16 protein-coding genes are annotated in these 18,793 nt (G+C 70.4%); 7 read left to right on the plus strand and 9 right to left on the minus strand.

Going from position 1 to position 18,793, the window contains the following annotated elements:
• Positions 1–174: 174 nt before the first annotated feature.
• Complete coding sequence (locus QH290_RS11500) at positions 175–927, minus strand: YebC/PmpR family DNA-binding transcriptional regulator (protein ID WP_280266090.1); 753 nt, start codon at positions 925–927, stop codon at positions 175–177.
• Between the two features lie 117 nt (positions 928–1,044).
• Complete coding sequence (pdxT, locus tag QH290_RS11505; protein ID WP_280266091.1) at positions 1,045–1,653, minus strand: pyridoxal 5'-phosphate synthase glutaminase subunit PdxT; 609 nt, start codon at positions 1,651–1,653, stop codon at positions 1,045–1,047.
• A gap of 310 nt (positions 1,654–1,963) precedes the next feature.
• On the opposite strand from pdxT, the gene QH290_RS11510 reads away from it, so the two are divergent.
• On the plus strand, positions 1,964–3,649 hold the full coding sequence (locus QH290_RS11510) for an APC family permease (RefSeq protein ID WP_280382837.1): 1,686 nt from the start codon (positions 1,964–1,966) through the stop codon (positions 3,647–3,649).
• Positions 3,650–3,770: 121 nt separating this feature from the next.
• The gene (locus QH290_RS11515; RefSeq protein WP_280382828.1) at positions 3,771–4,742 is read left to right on the plus strand and encodes an Acg family FMN-binding oxidoreductase; all 972 of its coding nucleotides are present in this window, start codon (positions 3,771–3,773) and stop codon (positions 4,740–4,742) included.
• Positions 4,743–4,744: 2 nt separating this feature from the next.
• On the opposite strand, the gene QH290_RS11520 is transcribed toward QH290_RS11515, so the two are convergent.
• From QH290_RS11520 to QH290_RS11530, 3 genes are all read right to left on the minus strand, one after another.
• On the minus strand, positions 4,745–5,395 hold the full coding sequence (locus QH290_RS11520; protein WP_280266093.1) for a response regulator: 651 nt from the start codon (positions 5,393–5,395) through the stop codon (positions 4,745–4,747).
• A gap of 121 nt (positions 5,396–5,516) precedes the next feature.
• Positions 5,517–6,338 carry an acyl-CoA thioesterase gene (locus tag QH290_RS11525; RefSeq protein ID WP_280266094.1) on the minus strand — a complete coding sequence of 274 codons (822 nt, stop codon included), beginning with the start codon at positions 6,336–6,338 and terminating at the stop codon, positions 5,517–5,519.
• An 81-nt stretch (positions 6,339–6,419) separates the two neighbouring features.
• On the minus strand, positions 6,420–7,064 hold the full coding sequence (locus QH290_RS11530; protein ID WP_280382829.1) for a TetR/AcrR family transcriptional regulator C-terminal domain-containing protein: 645 nt from the start codon (positions 7,062–7,064) through the stop codon (positions 6,420–6,422).
• Positions 7,065–7,164: 100 nt separating this feature from the next.
• Between QH290_RS11530 and QH290_RS11535 the strand changes: the two genes are divergently transcribed.
• Both QH290_RS11535 and QH290_RS11540 read left to right on the plus strand, forming a co-directional pair.
• Positions 7,165–8,673 (plus strand): FAD-dependent monooxygenase, encoded by a 1,509-nt coding sequence (locus QH290_RS11535; RefSeq protein WP_280382830.1) that lies wholly within the window; start codon positions 7,165–7,167, stop codon positions 8,671–8,673.
• Positions 8,674–8,817: 144 nt separating this feature from the next.
• Complete coding sequence (locus tag QH290_RS11540) at positions 8,818–9,426, plus strand: nucleoside/nucleotide kinase family protein (protein ID WP_280382831.1); 609 nt, start codon at positions 8,818–8,820, stop codon at positions 9,424–9,426.
• 21 nt (positions 9,427–9,447) lie between these two features.
• Here QH290_RS11540 and QH290_RS11545 read toward each other — a convergent pair whose 3' ends face one another.
• Positions 9,448–10,380 carry a toprim domain-containing protein gene (locus QH290_RS11545; protein ID WP_280382832.1) on the minus strand — a complete coding sequence of 311 codons (933 nt, stop codon included), beginning with the start codon at positions 10,378–10,380 and terminating at the stop codon, positions 9,448–9,450.
• 115 nt (positions 10,381–10,495) lie between these two features.
• The gene (locus QH290_RS11550; protein ID WP_280382833.1) at positions 10,496–11,482 is read right to left on the minus strand and encodes a helix-turn-helix transcriptional regulator; all 987 of its coding nucleotides are present in this window, start codon (positions 11,480–11,482) and stop codon (positions 10,496–10,498) included.
• 153 nt (positions 11,483–11,635) lie between these two features.
• On the opposite strand from QH290_RS11550, the gene QH290_RS11555 reads away from it, so the two are divergent.
• The gene (locus QH290_RS11555) at positions 11,636–12,097 is read left to right on the plus strand and encodes a VOC family protein (protein WP_280266100.1); all 462 of its coding nucleotides are present in this window, start codon (positions 11,636–11,638) and stop codon (positions 12,095–12,097) included.
• A gap of 128 nt (positions 12,098–12,225) precedes the next feature.
• Here QH290_RS11555 and QH290_RS11560 read toward each other — a convergent pair whose 3' ends face one another.
• A complete protein-coding gene (locus tag QH290_RS11560; RefSeq protein ID WP_280382834.1) occupies positions 12,226–13,875 on the minus strand; it encodes an ABC-F family ATP-binding cassette domain-containing protein in 1,650 nt (549 codons plus the stop codon).
• Between the two features lie 341 nt (positions 13,876–14,216).
• Here QH290_RS11560 and QH290_RS11565 point away from each other — a divergent pair, with 341 nt between their 5' ends.
• On the plus strand, positions 14,217–14,408 hold the full coding sequence (locus tag QH290_RS11565) for a hypothetical protein (RefSeq protein WP_280266102.1): 192 nt from the start codon (positions 14,217–14,219) through the stop codon (positions 14,406–14,408).
• A 14-nt stretch (positions 14,409–14,422) separates the two neighbouring features.
• Here the strand turns inward: QH290_RS11565 and QH290_RS11570 are convergent, their stop codons facing one another.
• Complete coding sequence (locus QH290_RS11570; protein ID WP_280382835.1) at positions 14,423–15,400, minus strand: LysR family transcriptional regulator; 978 nt, start codon at positions 15,398–15,400, stop codon at positions 14,423–14,425.
• 165 nt (positions 15,401–15,565) lie between these two features.
• On the opposite strand from QH290_RS11570, the gene dnaE reads away from it, so the two are divergent.
• On the plus strand, positions 15,566–18,793 hold a 3,228-nt coding region (gene dnaE, locus QH290_RS11575), incomplete at its 3' end, for a DNA polymerase III subunit alpha (protein ID WP_280382836.1).

The raw sequence follows: 18,793 nt of genomic DNA on the forward strand, positions 1-18,793 counted from the left end.
GTGTGCGGGGACAACGAGGGCCGTTTCCTCGGCGGGCTGTTCGCCGTGCTCGCCCTCACCGAGGCCGAGTTGACCGGTAACGACCGGCATTTCATCCTCTCCCCGACCAACACCCGCAGTACCCCGGGTGAGACGGCGACGGCCGCCCCTGCGGGGGGCGGCCTTCGTAGAGACCTATGCGTCGAGTTCGGCGAGGATTTCGTCGGAGACGTCGACGTTGGTGTACACGTTCTGCACGTCGTCGCTGTCCTCCAGGGCGTCGACGAGCTTGAAGACCTTGCGGGCGCCGTCGGCGTCGACCGCGACGGTGGTCGAGGGCTGGAAGCCGGAGTCGGCGGACTCGTAGTCGATCCCGGCGGACTGCAGCGCGGTGCGCACCGCCACCAGATCCCCGGGCTCGCTGATGATCTCGAACGACTCGCCGAGATCGTTGACCTCCTCGGCGCCGGCGTCGAGCACGGCGGCCAGCACGTCGTCCTCGGACAGACCGTTCTTCTCGAGGATGACCACGCCCTTGCGGCTGAACAGGTAGGACACCGATCCCGGATCGGCCATGTTCCCGCCGTTGCGCGTCATCGCGACGCGGACCTCGCCCGCGGCCCGGTTGCGGTTGTCGGTGAGACATTCGACCAGCACCGCGACGCCGTTGGGGCCGTAGCCCTCGTACATGATGGTCTGCCAGTCGGCACCACCGGCCTCTTCGCCGCCGCCGCGCTTGCGGGCCCGCTCGATGTTGTCCAGCGGCACCGAGTTCTTCTTCGCCTTGGTGATGGCGTCGAACAGCGTCGGATTGCCCTCGGGGTCACCACCGCCGGTCCGGGCCGCCACCTCGATGTTCTTGATCAGCTTCGCGAACAGTTTGCCGCGCTTGGCATCGAGGGCGGCTTTCTTGTGCTTGGTGGTGGCCCATTTGGAGTGGCCGCTCATTCCCTACTTCCTTCAGGTCGATGTGCTCGGGTCGAGGCAGTAAAACCGCATCAGTCTACTGCCCTGCCCTCCTGTCTCAACTGGACGGTTGCGGCGTCTGTGCGCCACGCGGGCCGGTCACACGGTCGCGCGCTCCCGCACGGAGTCGACGAACATCCGGTGCACCCGCAGATCGCCGGTCACCTCCGGATGGAAGGAGGTGGCCAGCACGCCGCCCTGACGCACCGCGACGACCCTGCCCCGCGCCGGACCAGACGGTACCTGCGCCAGCACCTCGACGCCGTCGCCGACACGCTCGACCCACGGGGCGCGGATGAACACCGCGCGCACCGGGCCGTCGTCGAGCCCGGTGAAGTCCAGATCGGTCTCGAACGAGTCGACCTGCCGTCCGAAGGCGTTGCGCCGCACCGTCATATCGATGCCGGACAGCGACTGCGCATCGGGCCGGGTGTCGAGCACCTCGCGGGCCAGCAGGATCATCCCGGCGCAGGAGCCGAACGCGGGCATGCCCTCGCGCAGCCGCTGCCGCAGCGGCTCCAGCAGGCCGAACACCTCCAGCAGCTTGCTGATCGCGGTGGACTCGCCGCCGGGGAGCACGAGCGCGTCGACGGCGGCCAGCTCGGACTCGCGGCGCACGTTCACCGGATCGGCCCCGCAGGCCTCGAGCGCGTGGAAATGCTCGCGCACATCGCCCTGCAGCGCCAGCACGCCAATCGTCGGTCTCACGACTCGAGCATACGAGCCGGCGGCCGCGGCCCAGCTCGCGGCCGGGGCGGATGTGTGCCTGCTCACCCGTCCGTCAAGGTTCCGCAAGGAAACTGTTCGCTCGACCAGCCCGGAGGAACACTCGCGGTGTGAGCGAGCGCAGCGAGAGAACGATCGGCACAGCACCGTCGGTCACGGCGGAGCCGAACGCCAGCGAGGCGGAGCTGTGACCGAAGTACTGCCGAAACCTGAGCCCGCGGTCGCCCGTCCCGCGGCCCCGCGGCGCGGGCTCACCGTTTCCACCGGCCTGGCCGGATTGTCCCTCGACGCGATGGCGTCGGTGTCCTACGGGCCCGAGGCGATCGTGCTCGTGCTCGCCGCCGCGGGCAGTGCCGGACTCGGCATGACGCTGCCGGTGACCGCGGCGATCGTCGTATTGCTCGCCGTGCTCATCGCCTCCTACCGCCAGGTGATCGCCGCGTTCCCCGACGGCGGCGGCGCCTACGCGGTGGCCAGGAAGCATCTCGGGCACCGCACCGGCCTGGTGGCCGCGGCCTCGCTGATCGTGGACTACGTGCTCAATGTGGCGGTGTCGCTGGCCGCCGGAACCGCGGCACTGACCTCGGCGTTCCCGCAGCTGCTGCCGTACACGGTGTGGATCTGCCTGGCCGTGCTGGCCGGGGTCACGGCCTTGAACCTGGCCGGGATCCGAGAGAGCGCGCGGGCGTTCATGGCCCCGACCGTCGTGTTCGTGATCGGCATCCTGGTGGTGATCGTGGCCGGGTTGGTGCGGTCGGAACCGGCGCTCACCGAAACCGGGGCGGCCGTGGCGACCGACGCGCGCGGGATCGGAGTTCTGTTGCTGCTCAAGGCATTCTCCAGCGGGTGCGCCGCGCTGACCGGCGTCGAGGCGATCGCGAACGCCGTGCCCAGCTTCGAACGGCCGCGGGTGCGCCGGGCGCAGCGCGCCGAGGTGGCGCTGGGCGTGCTGCTGGGCGCGATGCTCCTCGGCCTGGCGACGCTGATCGGCAAGTTCTCCCTGCACCCGATCGAGGGCACCACGGTGCTGTCGCAACTGACCGAGGCCGCGCTCGGCCACGGAATCGGTTACTACGTCGTGCAATTCGCGACCGTGGCGCTGCTGGCGCTGGCCGCCAACACCTCCTACGGCGGACTGCCGACGCTGACCAAGATCCTGGCCGACGACAACTGCCTGCCGCACCGGTTCGCCGTCGCCACCCCGCGGCTGGTGTACCGCTACGGCGTTGTGGCGCTGGGCGTTTCGGCGGCGGTGCTGCTGATCGCCTCGGGCGGCAATATGAACGCGCTGGTGCCGCTGTTCGCGATCGGCGTCTTCGTCGGCTTCACCATCGCCCAGGTCGGCATGGTGGTGCACTGGCGCCGCAACGGTGGCGGCGGGTGGCGATCGGCGCTCAACGGATTCGGCGCGCTGCTGACGTTCGTCGCGGCGATCGTGACCACCGCGATGAAATTCACCGAGGGTGCCTGGCTGATCGTGCTGGTGCTGCCGCTGCTCGTGCTGGTCATGGAACGGATCCGCCGCACCTACCGCAAGATCGACCACCGGCGCGGCACCGGCTGCGTGCCCGCGCGGCCGCAACCGACCGGCACCGTGATCGTGGTGCCGGTGTCGGAGGTGTCGGAGCTGAGCCGCGAGGCGCTGTCGGCGGCCCTGTCGCTGGGGCACGATGTGGTCGCGGTGCACGTCTGCCTGCCCGAGGAGAACACCACCGTGTTCACCAAGGCGTGGGAGGCATGGCATCCGGATGTGCCGCTGGAGATCATCGACGCCGGTGACTGCAAGGTCGGCGGGCCGGTGGCCCGCTACGTGCGCGACAACTTCGAGGGCCGGCGCAAGGTGGTGCTGATCGCGGAGGTGGACCCGCCGACCGGCTGGGACCGGCTGCTGCCGAGCCATCGCAGTGACGAGCTCGAGCGCCGGTTGCGGCGGCTGCCCGATACGGTGGTGTGCCACCTGCGCGTGCAGACGGCGTAACGGCGCCGGGGCGGGCCCACCGGCCCCGGTTTTCGGGACCTTCCTCCCACTGCCGCGCCACGCGCCCGCGGGCAATCTGGCTGAGGCAGCTACATTTCGATATGGAAGGACCGGCCGCCGCATGGCTCCTACCCTGCCCGACGCCGACACCCTCGAGGTCGCCCTCGGCATGGCGGTCCGTGCACCCTCGGTCCACAACACCCAGCCGTGGTTGTGGCGGGTCACCGGCGATCACATCGAACTGTGGGCCGATCCGGACCGGCACCTGCCGTGCACCGATCCGCAGCGGCGCGCACTGGTGGTGAGCTGCGGTGCGGCACTGCATCATCTGCGTGTGGCGCTGGCCGGGCTGGGGTGGGCGCCGGCGGTCACCCGGCTTCCCGATCCGCAGCGCCCCGACCTGCTGGCCGTGATCGAGACGGTACCGCGGCAGCCGACGGACGCCGATATCGAGATGACCGCCGCGATCCTGCTGCGCCAGAGCGATCGCCGCCGCTACGCGGACTGGCAGGTCCCGCCCGGGTACATCCGGACGGTATCGCGCAACGCCAACCGATTCGGCGCGGCGGTCCGGCACGTCCCCGGCGGCCTGCGGGCGCGACTGGCCGAATCCATGCGCCGCGCCTCGGACCGCCATGCCGAGGATCCCGACTACCTACGGGAGCTCGCCGCGTGGAGCGGTCGGCACGGCACACCCGACGGGGTTCCCGCCCGCAATACCCCACCGCCGCGGCTGGCGGACGAGATTCCGAGCCGGCTGTTCGCCGATCCGGTCCTGCACGACGCCAATGCCAGCACCGACGCGGCGGAATGGCTGGTGGTCTGCACCGCCGCCGACGGGCGACGGTTCCAGCTCTCGGCGGGCGAGGCGACCAGCGCGCTGCTGCTCACGGCGACCGACCTCGGCCTGTCCACCTGCATCCAGACCGAACCGCTCGGTATGCAGGACCTGCGGCACGAGATCCGGCGCTCGGTGCTGCACGATTGCGCGTTCGCGCAGACCATGGTGCGGATCGGCTGGGTCCCGGCCAACACTCCCCCGCTGCCCACCACGCCGCGCCGCGCCGTCGCCGACGTCCTCGACGCGGGCTGAGTTCACCCGTCGCGGGTGTGCACCAGTCCCATCCGGGCGGCGAGCACCGCCGCCTCGGTGCGGCCCTGCACGTCGAGCTTGCGCAGCACGCGCGATACGTAATTCTTGACCGTCTTCTCCGACAGGTACATGCGCTGCGCGATCTGGCGGTTGGTCATGCCGCGGCCCAGCAGTCCCAGCACGGTCCGCTCGCGGTCGGTGAGATCGGCGAGCGGGCCTCCGGCCCATTCGGCCTGCGCGCGCAGCGCGGCCATCACCGCGGCCGTGGCCCGGGAATCCAGCAGCGAATGTCCCGCCGCCACCTGCCGGACGGCCTCGAGCAGCTCCGGGCCGCGCACGTCCTTGACCAGGTAGCCGGACGCCCCGGCGAGTACCGCGCCGATCATCGACGGCTCGTCGGCGAAGGCGGTGAGCATCAGGCAGCGCACGCCGGGCACGGCGGCCAGCAGATCCCGGCACAGCTCGTCACCGCTACCGTCGGGCAATCGGACATCGAGCAGGACGACCTGCGGCCGGGCCGCCGGTACCCGGGCGCGGGCCTCGGCGCAGGTTCCCGCCTCTCCGACCAGCGTGAGATCGGTCGCCTCATCGATGAGATCGCGCAGACCGCGCCGAACGATTTCGTGATCGTCGACGATGAAGACGTCGACCATCGCAGCCTCCTCCCGTCGAGGGTCCACCGATCCCCGGATCCGCGGCAAACGGACAGCAGGAACCGGCATGGCGGCTATCGATCGGCTACCCTTCGCACCCGCTCCCAAACCGGGGCCGGTGTCAGGACTCCCGCAGCGTGCGGATGAGCCCTTCCTGCACCACGGCCGCGACCAGCTGACCCTCCTGGTTGAAGATCCGCCCGCCGGTCAGCGCGCGCCCGAATCCGGCCGAGGGCGAGGCCTGGTCGTAGAGCAGCCAGTCGTCGGCGCGGAACGGGCGCAGGAACCACATGGCGTGGTCGAGCGAGGCGTTCTGCGTCGGCTCGTCGGGGTGGATGACCTTCGACGAGCCCAGCAGCGTCATATCGCTCATATAGGCGAGCGTGCAGACGTGGAACAGCGGATCGTCGGGCAGCGGATGCCGGTAGCGGAACCACACCTGCTGCTGGGCGGCCAGGCCGGTCTTGCGGGCCACCTGCTCCTGCGGGATGGTGCGGATATCCCAGTGCTCCCATTCGCGCATGGCCCACAGGCGCTCGGGGCTCATGGAGGTGCGGGCGTCGGGAAGTTCGTGCGGCGGTGGGACTTTCGGCATCTCGTCCTGATGTTCCGGGCCCGCGTCGCCGACGTGGAACGACGCCGACATCGTGAAGATCGCCTCGCCGTTCTGGACACCGGTGACCCGGCGGGTGCAGAAGGACCGGCCGTCGCGAATGCGCTCGACCAGGAACACCGTGCGCTCCTGCGGGTTGCCCGGCCGCAGGAAATAGCCGTGCAGGGAGTGCACCTGGTAGTGCGGCTCCACCGTGCGCACCGCGGACACCAGCGCCTGCCCGGCAACCTGCCCGCCGAACGTGCGCGGCAGCTGGGTCTTCGTGGACGCGCCACGGAAGATGTCCCGCTCGAGCCGCTCGATCTCGAGGGCCTCTTCGATCGTCGCCATCAACCGTCCTTCCGGAATTGATCCAGCTCAGGTTAAACAATGGCGAACGGCGCACGGCTCGCGGCTCACCGCGACCTCGAATCAGCCGCCGGTGCGGGTGGCGTGGATTCCGGCGAGGATGACACGCAGACCGTGGTCGAATTCGGCGTCGAAGTCCGACGGGAACAGTCCGCCCAGCATGCGCGCGGTGCGCGGGTATCGGCCGGAATCCACGGTGCGCCGGATGTTCTCGGGCTCGTAGGGATTGCCGTCGGCGTATTCGGTGCCGGTGCGGGCCTGTTCCTCGATGACGAAGCCGACGGTGTAGTGCAGCAGGATCGGGAAGACCCGCTCGGCGTCGGCTGCCTCGAAGCCCGCGTCCTCGAGCGTTCGCAATGTCAGTTCCACTGTGCGGTACATGATTTCGTCGCTGACGTAGGTGCCCGCGAGCACCTTTCCCCCGTCCCGGTAGCGCAGCATCGCGTGCCGCAGCCGTCCCGCCAGCGCGATCACCCAGTCCTGCCAGTCCTCGCCCTGCCGCGGCGCCTCGACTCCGGTGACGGCGGAGACGAACACGGCCCGGGCCATCGCGTCGAGCAGCTCGCGCTTGTTCTTGACGTGCCAGTACAGCGCGGGGGCCTGCACATCCAGGGCGGTGGCCACCTTGCGCATCGTCAGTCCGTCCAGGCCGACCTCGTCCAGCAGTCCGAGCGCGGCCTCCGCGATCGCGGGCGTATCGAGCTTCACCGTCCACCTCCTTCGTGTCTGCACCGCCTTGACACCTTAACAACATTCTGCTGTCCTTAACATCGTTAAATTGCATAGAACGGTGTTAAGGGAGCGGACTATGGAATCGACGGACGTGGTGATCGCCGGTGGCGGCCCGACCGGGCTGATGCTGGCGTGTGAGCTGCGGCTCGCGGGGGTCGGCGTGGTCGTGGTGGACGGGCTCGCGGAGCGCACGGGCGAATCCCGGGCCGGGGGAATCCATGCCCGCACGATGGAGATCCTCGACCAGCGGGGGCTGCTGGATGGCCTACTGCCGCAGGGTCGTCCGCTGCAGGCCGGGCATTTCGCCGGGCTGCCACTGGATTTCGGCGACTTCTCCACCCGCCGCCCTTACGTGCTCGCCGTACTGCAATCGGTGATCGAGCGTGAATTGGACCGGCGCGCAACCGAACTGGGTGCGCCGGTGCACTGGGGCTCGCCTGTCATCGGCTTCCGGCAGGACGATGCGGGCGTGACGGTCGCCGTCGGCGGCGCGGGGAGCGGCCGTCGCATTCGCGCCTCGTATCTCGTCGGCTGCGACGGCGCGCGCAGTGCGGTGCGCAAGCTGTCCGGCATCGGGTTTCCCGGGACCGACATCACCATGTGCGGCATGCTCGCCGACGTCGAACTGGCCGATCCGCCCGCCGAACCGTTCTTCGCGCATCGGCGGGGTGCCGGTGACTTCTCGGCGGTGCAGTTCCAGCCCGGCTGGTACCGCCTGGTGGTGCAGCGGCACGACCTGGTCCCGGAACGGGGCACGGAGCTGACCTTCGACGATTTCCGCGCCCACTTCGCCGAGATCGCGGGCACCGACTTCGGCATGCACAGCCCGCGCTGGGTGTCGCACTACGGCGACGCCGCGCGCCAGGCGGACCGGTATCGCGACGGGCGGGTCTTCCTGGCCGGGGACGCCGCCCACATCCACTACCCGGCCGGTGGCCAGGGGCTGAACCTGGGTGTGCAGGACGCGGCAAACCTGGGCTGGAAGCTCGCGGCGGCCGTGCGCGGCGACGCCTGCGAGGGACTGCTGGACACCTACGAGAGTGAACGCCATCCCGTCGCGGCGCGCGTGCTGCACAACACCCGGGCGCAGACGTCGCTGTCCCGCTCCGGGCCGCATACCGACGCGCTGCGCGACATCATGAGCGATCTCATCGCGATGGACGTGGTGCGGCATCGGCTCGGCCTCATGATCACGGCGCTGGACATCCGCTACGACACCGCGGGCGATCATCCACTCGCCGGTCGGCGCGTCCCCGACGCGGACCTCGCCACCGCCGACGGCGACACCCGGGTCTGTGCGCTGCTGCGCACCGGCCGCCCGATCCTGCTGAGCCTCAACGGAACCCGGATCCCGGCGGTCCCGCAGTGGAGCGACCGCCTCGATATCGTCGCCGCCCGAACCCGCGACGATCATTGGTCGATCCCCGGCGTCGGCGAGATCGCGATTCCCGCCGCCGTCCTCATCCGCCCCGACGGTTACGCGGCCTGGGTGACGGCGGAGCCGGGGGCGGACGGACTGGCCGAGGCCCTCACCACCTGGGTCGGCCCGGCCTCCGATCCCGTGCCGGGCACGGGGGCGGCCTGACCTCAGTGCCGCGCCAGCCCGCTCAGGTCGGGGGCGGGTGGGCCGAGTATGCCTATCCGGGCATTCCGGGAGGACTTTCCGGTGCGGAGTGGCAGTGCCCTACCTCCTTGCCGGGGTCTGCGGCGGACCGTGCATCATGATCGGATGCCCGGGTTTGTGCCGATCACCGCCGAGGGGCTGGTGGACCTTGTCGCGGAGCGCGCCGTGCGGATGCCGGGACGGGCCGTCGTCGCGGTGGACGGAGCGGACGCGGCCGATCCCGTGGCCTTCGCGCGGTCGGTCGCCGAGCGGCTGCGGGCCCAGGGGCGTTCCTCGGATGTCGTGGGGCTGCACGACTACATCCGCCCGGCCTCGCTGCGCCTCGAATTCGGCCGCGACGAGATGACCTACCGCACAGCGTGGTTCGACTACGCGGGGCTCGAACGCGAAGTGCTGCAGGCGTTGCGGGAACGGGGGCGGTGGCTGCCCGCGCTGTGGGACGAGCGCACCGACCGATCCGCCCGCGCCGCAACCATATCCGCCGCACCCGACACCGTGCTGTTCGTGGCGGGCCCCATGCTGCTCGGCCGCGATCTCGGCTTCGACCTCTCGATCGAGCTGCGCATGTCGGAGGGCGCCCTGCGCCGCGCCAGCACTCCCACCGAAGCCTTCATCATCGATGCCCTACTGTCCCACCGCACCGACCACCCGGCCACCCCCGACATCCTCGTCGCCTGGGACCACCCCACCCGCCCAGCCGTCCACACCGAGTAGGCCCACCCGCAGTCCCTGCCCTTACCCCAGCGGCAGCCCGCGGCGGGCGTGGTCGTCGAGGATCGGGACCGGGGCGAGTTCGTCGAGGTGGTGGCCTGCGGCGAGGTGGTCGGTGAGGTCGTTGCCGTCGCGGGCCTGCACGATGCGGATACGGTGGACGCCGCCGCGGAGGGAATCGGCGACCTTGGCGGCGCGGCGGTAGCCCGGGGCATCGCGGTCGGCGAGGATCCAGATGCGGTGCGCGCCACGGAGCCACGCGGCATGGTCCGCGGTCCACGCGTGTGCGCCACCGGCATTCGTCGTGGCGGCGGCGCCGGTACGCAGTGCGCTCCGGACGTCCTGCTCACCTTCGCACAGGTAGATGTCCGCGCCCGCGGCGAGGGCACCCGCGACCTCCGGCAACCGATAGGGAATGTGCGCGAATCCACCACGCCGCCAGCCATTCTCGGTCATGCGCTCCTGCCAGAAATACTTGGCCCGGCCGTGCTCGTGCGGGGCGTGTACCCGATGCACGCGGCCCTCCGGACGGCCGTCGGGCCACCCGTACAGATACGTCGCGACTTCCCTGGACCGGCCGATCGCCCGTCCGAGGCCGGGCTTGTGCCTCGCCAGCGGCAGGCCCGCGGCCAGCAATGCCCGGTCGGCCAGGGCGAGTCCCGGCCGATCGACCCGCGTCGGGGCGCAGGGGATGCGGCCGGATGGCCGATCGAACAGATCACGTACCCGTAGCCCGAGGCGCTGGAGCACGGCCTCGTCGGAACAGCCCGCGAAACAGCGCACCACGGTCCGCCGCCGGTGCCGGTCGTACACCACCCCGAGCGACGGATTGTGGTGCCGCCCATCACCTTCGTGCACCGGACACAGATAGCGATACCAGACGCCGGACTTCTTCCCCGGCCCGCTCACCCGATCGAGAGCCCCGGTGATGATGTCGAAGGAGAGTGTGGTGTCCATGGTGCGCTCCTCTGAGCCCATCATCCCCCGCCACACCCACCGGCAACAGACAGTGATCCCGGCCGAAAGCATGGCGGGAAAGCGAAGCACGCCAGCTACTTCCTGGTGGGTGTGCTCAGGATCCCGCCTGGGTGGCGATTCCCGCACCGGCAGCGTGGAGGCGCTGTGCCAGTTCGCGGCAGCGCGGGACGAGGTCCGGCGGGTCGAGTATTTCGAAGGGGTGGCCCAGCAGCGTCATGTGCAGGAGGACGGCGTCGAGATTGTCTGCGCCGCTGCGTACTTCGCAGCTGTTGCCCTCACGCGGGTGGACGACGGCGGCCGAGGGCGGGATCTGGGCGCGCACGGTGTCCGCCGGGGCGTGCACGAGGAAGCTGGCCTGCCGGGAGTACACGCGGCTGGCTACGCCCTCCTGTACATACGGCGCCGCGTCGGGCGCCGGGCGCGGGCGGAAGCGCCAGGTGCGTGCGGTCACGGCGGTCATGCGGTCGACGCGGAAGCTGCGCCAGTCGTCGCGGTCGAGATCGTAGGCGAGCAGGTACCAGCGACGGTCGGAGACGACCAGGCGGTAGGGCTCGACCCGCCGCGGGCGCACCGCGCCGCCGGAGGGGTAGTCGAATCCGGCCTCGACCTCGTCGCGGCAGGCTCGCGCCAGCCTCATGAGCGGCTCCGGATCGACCGGCGTGCGCCCGCCACCGAAGGACTCCACCGAATCGGCCAGCGCCCGCACCTCGCGCCGCAGCCGCGCGGGCAGCACCCGGTCGAGTTTCGTCAGCGCGCGCAGGGCGGCATCGCCCGCGCCGGCGACCGCGCCGCCCGCCCCGACCAGCAACGCGACCGCGGTGGCGATCGCCTCCTCGTCGTCGAGCAGCAGCGGCGGCAGCTCCTGCCCCGCGCCCAGCCGATAGCCGCCGCCGACGCCCTGGCTGGCGTGCACCGGGTAGCCCAGCGTCCGCAGCCGCTCGACATCGCGCCGCACGGTACGCGGCGTGACGCCGAGCCGTTCGGCGAGTTCGGGGCCGGTCCAGACCCGCCGCTGCAGCAGCCCGAGCAGGGTGAGCACGCGCTCCGTCGTACCTCGCTCGTCGCCGATCGCCGCGTCCATGACCCCACCTTGCCAGAAATAGCGGACCGATTCTGTCCGCCTGTCGTGTCAGGGTGAAGCCGTCGGCCGGACAGACTTGCTACCCGTCCTCCGCGATCCACCAGCCGTCCCAGGTCCGCATGCCCGCGAACCACACACGAACGGAGCCACTCGATGAGCCGCGATATCCAGATCACCTTCGACGCCCACGACCCCGCAGCGCTGTCGACGTTCTGGCGCGAGGCCCTCGGCTACATCCACCCGGCCCCGCCCGGCGTCGACCTGCCCGCGGGCGCCGACCCCCTGGCCGCGTGGGACGAATTCCTCGCGCGGCTCGGCGTCCCCGAGGACCAGCGCAACACGAGGTCCGCCATCGAGGATCCGCGGGGACAGCGCCCCCGGCTGTTCTTCCAGCAGGTACCGGAGGACAAGATCGCCAAGAACCGCGTGCACCTCGACGTGCGCGCCGCCCCCGGGCTCCAGGGCGGCGAGCGGATGGCGGCCCTGGAGGCCGAATGCGACCGGCTCGTCGCCCTGGGCGCCAAGCGCCTGCACCGCCACGACCCCGAGCCACCACTGAGCTTCGGCCACATCGTCATGACCGACCCCGAGGGCAACGAGTTCTGCCTCGACTGACGCCTGGGCCGCTGGTGCGCACGGAATCGGCGGTGCCAGGCGGTGTCGAAGGTTGCCGCGTACCGGTCGGCGTAGTCACGGCCCGAGCGGGGGCGGCCGAAGACGATCCGCACTCGGCCCGGCCGCGGTCAGGGCCGCGCGATCGTCGGTTGCGGTGCTTGTAGGTCCAGGTGCGCCCAGTCCTGCACGTCGCGTTGTAGTTGGCGGTCGTGGGTGGCGATGACGACGGCCGCGGCGGTGGCGCGTAGTGCCTCGGTGAGTTCGTCGACCAGTGTGATGGACAGGTGGTTGGTGGGCTCGTCCAAGAGCAGGGCGTGGGGGCGAGAAGCCAAGGCGCAGGCCAGGTCCAGGCGGCGCTGCTGGCCCATCGACAGATCGCCGATCGGCTTGTTCACCTCGCGGGCCGACAGCAGGCCCAGCGTGGACAGGCCGACGATATCGCTGTCGGCGAGCAGTCCCGCCGTCACCAGCCGCGCCAGATACGCGTCGTAGACCTCCCGCGCCCGGCGCCGCAGCGATCGCCGGGATTCCTGCTCCAGCAGCTGAATTCGCGCCTTGCGGGCGCGATGCACCCGCCCGGTCGTCGGCTCCAGCGTCCCCGCGAGCACGTGCAGCAGGGTCGACTTGCCCGCGCCGTTGGCGCCCGTAATCACCAGGCGGTCACCGGAATCCAGCGCCAGGCCGACCGGGCGCGGAAGCCGTCCCGCGACCGTCACCTCCTCGGCCCGCACCAGCGTGACCCCGGAACGCGCCGGAAGTTCGGGCATGGTGAACCGCTGCGGCGGCGTCGGCGCGGTGATGCGGTGACGTTCCAGCTCGTCCTGGCGGCGATGGACGGCGCGCGCCAAAGACCCTGCGCGCGTGGCACGTTGGTGCTTGCCGGTGCCCTTGTCCGGACGCCAGCCCGTGACCAGGCGGTTCTGCGCCGAGGACAGATCGTTGGCCAGCCGCGTGCGCTCGGACTGCTGCTGTTTGTACTCCTCCTCCCAGCGTTCGCGTTCGGCACGGCGGCCGTCCCGGAATCCGGCATACCCGCCGCCGTAGACGCGCGGCCGACCGTCGCGGGTCGGATCCAGATCCAGGATCGTCTCCGCCACATCGATCAGCAGGGCTCGGTCGTGACTCACCACCACGACACCACCGGCGCAGGCCCGCAGCCGCGCGGTGAGGAATTCCAGTGCGGCACTGTCGAGATGGTTGGTCGGCTCGTCCAGCAGCAGGAAGTCGTCCCCGGCGGCCAGCAGCACCGCCAGGCGCACGCGATACCGCTGCCCCACCGACAGCGTGGCGAGCCGCCGATCCCGATCCGCCACGGCCCCGAGCCCTTCCAGGGCCACGTCGACGCGGCGATCGGCATCCCAGGCATCGAGCAGCTGCACGAGATCCAGTGCCTCGCTGTATTCCCGGTCGGCGCCGGGGCGTTCGTCGGTGAGGGCCGCGGTGGCCGCGTCGAGCCGGTCCATCGCCGCGCGGGCGGCGGCCAGATGCTCGTCGACGACGTCGCCGACGGTCCGGTCGTCGTGGTCGGGCATCTCCTGGGTCGCCAGCGCCAGCGTTCCTACCCGCTGCACGTGGCCCGAGTCGGGCGCCAGCTCCCCCGCGAGCACGTGCAGCAGCGTGGACTTGCCGCGCCCGTTCTCGCCGACGATGCCCCACCGCGAACCGGGCGACACGGTCATGTCCACACCGTCGAGCACGGTGCGCTCACCGCGCTGCACGCGCACGGCCGAACAGGTCAATTGCGCCCGCCCGCGGGCAGGCTGAATCCGGATGGTCATGAGACTTCCTCCGGGCACACGTCATCCGCGGTGCGGGAAAGGAGTGTGCCTAGGTCGATGAATGCGCGCGATCGCGCGACGGGACATCGAAAGAGGGGCCGTCAGCTATCCGTCGAGGCGGATGCGGGCCCGGAGCTCTCAGAGAAAGTACAGATGCACGAGTGCGAGGGTAACAAAGGCCGCCGAGCCGTGGCCACGGGATTTTCCGGTGGGCGTCGTCACAGGCCCGCCACCTGGCCGGTCGCGGGGAGTTAAGGGTCCGTTATGGCACCGGAAAGCAGAAAGGCGGATGCTCGTCGATGTCGCACCGCGCGACCTTTGCGGATGAGGGGAACGGATCGATGGGTGGGTGGCAGCTACCGGTATCGGACGAGCAGCGGATCCAGGACGCGACGGCGCCGGGCTGCGACGACGGCCCGGCGCGCACCATCCGCATGGTCGTCGACGCCGAGAACTGGCTGCGGCCGGTCGTCGTGTACGACGAGGCGGCCATCCTGCGGGCGTACGCCGCGGGCCTGGAGCAGCCGCGCTGAACGACCGTTCGCCGTCAGCAGAACACCGCGCGATCCTGTTCGGGGATCCAGCATTCGGCGACCAGGTCGCCGTTGTAGTTGTCGCGGAAGTAGCCGATCAGATGCGGCAGACCCGGATGGGTGTTGGCCGTGGACCACAGCAGCGCATGCGGATAGGCGGGGGTCGGGTCGACGATGGGCAGCCGCCGGATACCGGGATGCCACGGGTTGCGGAAATTGTCACCGCTGATGGTGACCAAGGTGTCGGAGGCGGCGATGAGGTCGAGCATGGCCGCCATGCCGTCGCCGCCCGCTCCCCGTCCCGGAGCCGGATCCAGTTCGGTTCGCGGCGTGGTATCTATTGTGACGCCGCAGAATTCGCTCAGTTCACCGTAGAAGTCGGCCCATTCCGACGGAATTCGCGCGCCCGGAATCCACACCGTCATGCCGCCGAGTTCGCCGAGCGGCACGGCCGATCGCCGGGCGAGCCGATGATTCTTCCCCACGAGCAGGTGTGCGACATCCAGATACGCTGGGACGGCGGCGATGTCCGGTGGCAGCGGGCGCGGTCCGCCGTGCGGCCGGGCGAACGCCGCGTCGGCGCGCCCGGTGACGAGCATGTCGCGCGAGGTGACCGACACGTTCGAGATGACGATCTCGGTATCGGAGTCGAGATGATGATCCAGATAGAACCGCATCTGCTCGAACGCCCCCTGCCGCTCGCCCTGAATGGCCACCCGCAGCGGACGCGGCTGCTCCCCCACCGCCGCCACCGCGGCCTCCGCCACGGCCAGCAGCGACCGCGCGTGCGGTAGCAGGCGCACACCGGCGGCGGTGGGCGCGATCCCGGTGGGGATGCGCTCGAACAGCGCCGCGCCCAGCTGCGCCTCCAGCTTGGCGATCCGCTTGGACACCGCCTGCTGGCTGAGCCCGAGCACGGCCGCGGCGTGGCTGAACTGTCCCTCGTCGACCGCGGCGACGAACGCCCGGACGGATGCGAGATCGAGATCCATCGACCCACCTCTCTACACAACTGATGGTTGTCCACTCTAGCGTGTCGCTTGTTCGACTCACTGCCCGGTCACCTGGTCATATCTCTGCAAAACGACACGGTCGGCGACTCCTTCCGCACAACCAAGGCGGGCCGCTGACCCCGATCGACGGCACAGGGTGATTCGATGAGTGAGGCGTCCTTCGTCCATCTGCACAACCACACCGAGTACTCGATGCTCGACGGCATGGCGAAGGTGGCGCCGCTGTTCGACGAGGCCGGACGCCTGGGCATGCCCGCGGTGGGGATGTCCGACCACGGCAACATGTACGGGGCGGCGGAGTTCTTCCGCCAGTCGCGGCGCGCCGGTATCAAACCGATCATCGGGATCGAGGCCTACGTCGCGCCCGAGTCGCGGTTCTCCGGCAAGCGGGTGCGGTGGGGCGATCCGTCGCAGAAGTCCGACGACGTTTCCGGTTCCGGCGCCTACCTGCACATGACCATGTTCGCGAGAAACGCCGCGGGCCTGCGCAATCTGTTCCGGCTGTCGTCGCTGGCGTCGTTCGAGGGACAGCTCGGCAAGTGGCCGCGCATGGACGCCGAGCTGATCGCCGAATACGCCGAGGGCATCATCGCGACCACCGGGTGCCCGTCCGGCGAGGTCCAAACCCGTTTGCGGCTGGGGCAATTCGATGCCGCGTACGAGGCGGCGGGGCGGTGGCGGGAGATCTTCGGCCCGGAGAACTTCTTCCTCGAGGTCATGGACCACGGGCTGTCGATCGAGCGGCGCGTCCGCGAGGATCTGCTGGCCGTCGGCGACAAGGTCGGCCTGATGCCGTTGGCCACCAACGATTGTCACTACGTCGTGCGACCGCAGGCGGCGGCGCACGAGGCCATGCTGTGCGTGCAGACCGGCAAGACCCTGTCGGATCCGACGCGATTCCGGTTCGACGGCGACGGCTACTACCTGAAGTCGGCCGCCGAGATGCGCGCGCTGTGGGACGGCGAGGTCCCCGGCGCCTGCGATGCCACCCTCGCCGTCGCCGAGCGCATCGATCCGTACGACGAGGTGTGGGAGTTCCGCGACCGCATGCCGGTGTTCCCGGTTCCGGACGACCATACCGAGGACAGCTGGCTGCGGCGCGAGGTGGACGCGGGCCTGCGCTGGCGCTTCCCGTCCGGGGTGCCCGACACCTATCTGCGGCGGGCGCGGTTCGAGCTGGACATCATCCGGGACAAGGGATTTCCCGCCTACTTCCTGGTCGTCGGCGACCTGGTGGCACACGCCCGCGAGGTCGGGATCCGGGTCGGGCCGGGCCGCGGATCGGCGGCGGGCTCGCTGGTCGCCTACGCGCTGGCGATCACCAATATCGATCCGATCGAGCACGGCCTGCTGTTCGAGCGGTTCCTCAATCCGGAGCGGCCGTCGGCACCCGATATCGATATCGACTTCGACGACCGCCGCCGCGGCGAGATGATCCGCTACGCCACCGAGCGCTGGGGTGCGGACAAGGTCGCGCAGGTCATCACGTTCGGCACCATCAAGACCAAGGCCGCCCTCAAGGATGCGGCCCGGGTGCACTTCGGCCAGCCCGGATTCGCGATCGCCGATCGCATCACCAAGGCGCTGCCACCCGCGGTCGCGGCGAAGGATATTCCGGTCGCGGGCGTCACCGATCCGGCGCACGAGCGCTACGGCGAGGCCGCCGAGGTGCGGGCGCTGCTGGAATCCGATCCGGATGCGCGCCGAATCTATGACACCGCAGTGGGTTTGGAGGGCATGGTGCGCGGCGCGGGCGTGCACGCGTGCGCGGTGATCCTGTCCAGCGAGCCGCTCATGGATGTGGTTCCGCTGTGGAAGCGACCGCAGGACGGGGCGATCATCACCGGCTGGGACTATCCCTCGTGCGAGGCCATCGGGCTGCTCAAAATGGATTTCCTGGGGTTGCGCACGCTCACCGTGATCGGCGACTGCCTGGCCGACATTCGCGACAACCGCGGCCTCGACATCGATCTCGACACCCTCGCCCTGGATGACGCGAATACCTACGCCATGCTGTCGCGCGGCGACAATCTCGGTGTGTTCCAAATGGATTCGGCCGGAATGCGGGAACTGCTGCTGCGCATGGCGCCCACCGAATTCAACGACCTGATCGCCTCCAACGCGCTCTACCGGCCGGGACCGATGGGCGTCGGCGCGCACTGGTCCTACGCCGACCGCAAGAACGGCCGGGAATCGGTCACCCCGATCCATCCCGAACTCGACGAGGCGCTGCGCGAGATCCTGTCGGAGACCTACGCCCTGATCGTCTATCAGGAGCAGATCATGCAGATCGCGCAGCAGGTGGCCGGATACTCACTGGGACAGGCGGATCTGCTGCGCCGCGCGATGGGCAAGAAGAAGCCGGAGGTGCTCGCCCAGGAATTCGAGAACTTCCGAAAGGGCATGCGCGACAAGGGATACAGCGACGCCGCGATCACCGCGCTGTGGGAGGCCGTGCTGCCCTTCGCCGGATACGCCTACAACAAGTCGCACGCCGCCGGATACAGCCTGGTCATGTACTGGACGGCCTACCTCAAGGCCAACTATCCCGCCGAATTCATGGCGGCGCTGCTCACCTCCGTCGGCGACGACAAGGACAAGTCGGCGATCTACCTGGCGGACTGCCGCAAACGCGGCATCCGGGTGCTGCCGCCGGACGTCAACGACTCGGCCGCCACCTTCACCTGCGTCGGATCCGATATCCGCTTCGGGCTGGGTGCCGTGCGCAATGTGGGTGAGCCGGTCGTCGAATCCATTGTGCGGGCCCGCGAATCGGGCCGGTTCGCGAGCTTCTCCGACTACCTGGCCAAGGTCGACGCCACCGCCTGTACCAAGAAGGTGGTCGAATCCCTGGTCAAGGCGGGCGGTTTCGATTCGCTGCGGCATCCGCGCAAGGGGCTGTACCTGGTGCACGGCGAGGCGGTCGAGGCGGCGATGAGCACCAAGAAGGCCGCGGCGCGTGGGCAATTCGACCTGTTCTCCGACGCCGCGGACGAATCCCGGGAGGCCGCGGCGGTATTCGAGGTCCCCGTACCGGACCAGGAGTGGGATGCGCGGCAGCTGCTCGGATTCGAGCGGGAGATGCTGGGGCTGTACGTCTCCGGGCATCCGCTCGACGAGGTGGCCCCGGCGCTGGCCGCGCGGTGCGACACGTCGATCGCCGCGCTCGCCGACGGCGGGCTCGGGCACGGGCGCAAGGTGGTCGTGGGGGGGGGGGGGGGCCCCCCCCCCCCCCCCCGCCCCCAGAAGGGGGGGGCGGGGGGGGGGGGGGGGGGGGGGGGGGGGGGGGGGGGGGGGGGGGGGGGGGGGGGGGGGGGGGGGGGGGGGGGGGGGGGGGGCGGGGGGGGGCGCGCCGCGCCCCCCGCGGCCGCG

The organism is Nocardia wallacei (genome assembly GCF_029869545.1).
Taxonomy (GTDB): Bacteria; Actinomycetota; Actinomycetes; order Mycobacteriales; family Mycobacteriaceae; genus Nocardia; species Nocardia wallacei_A.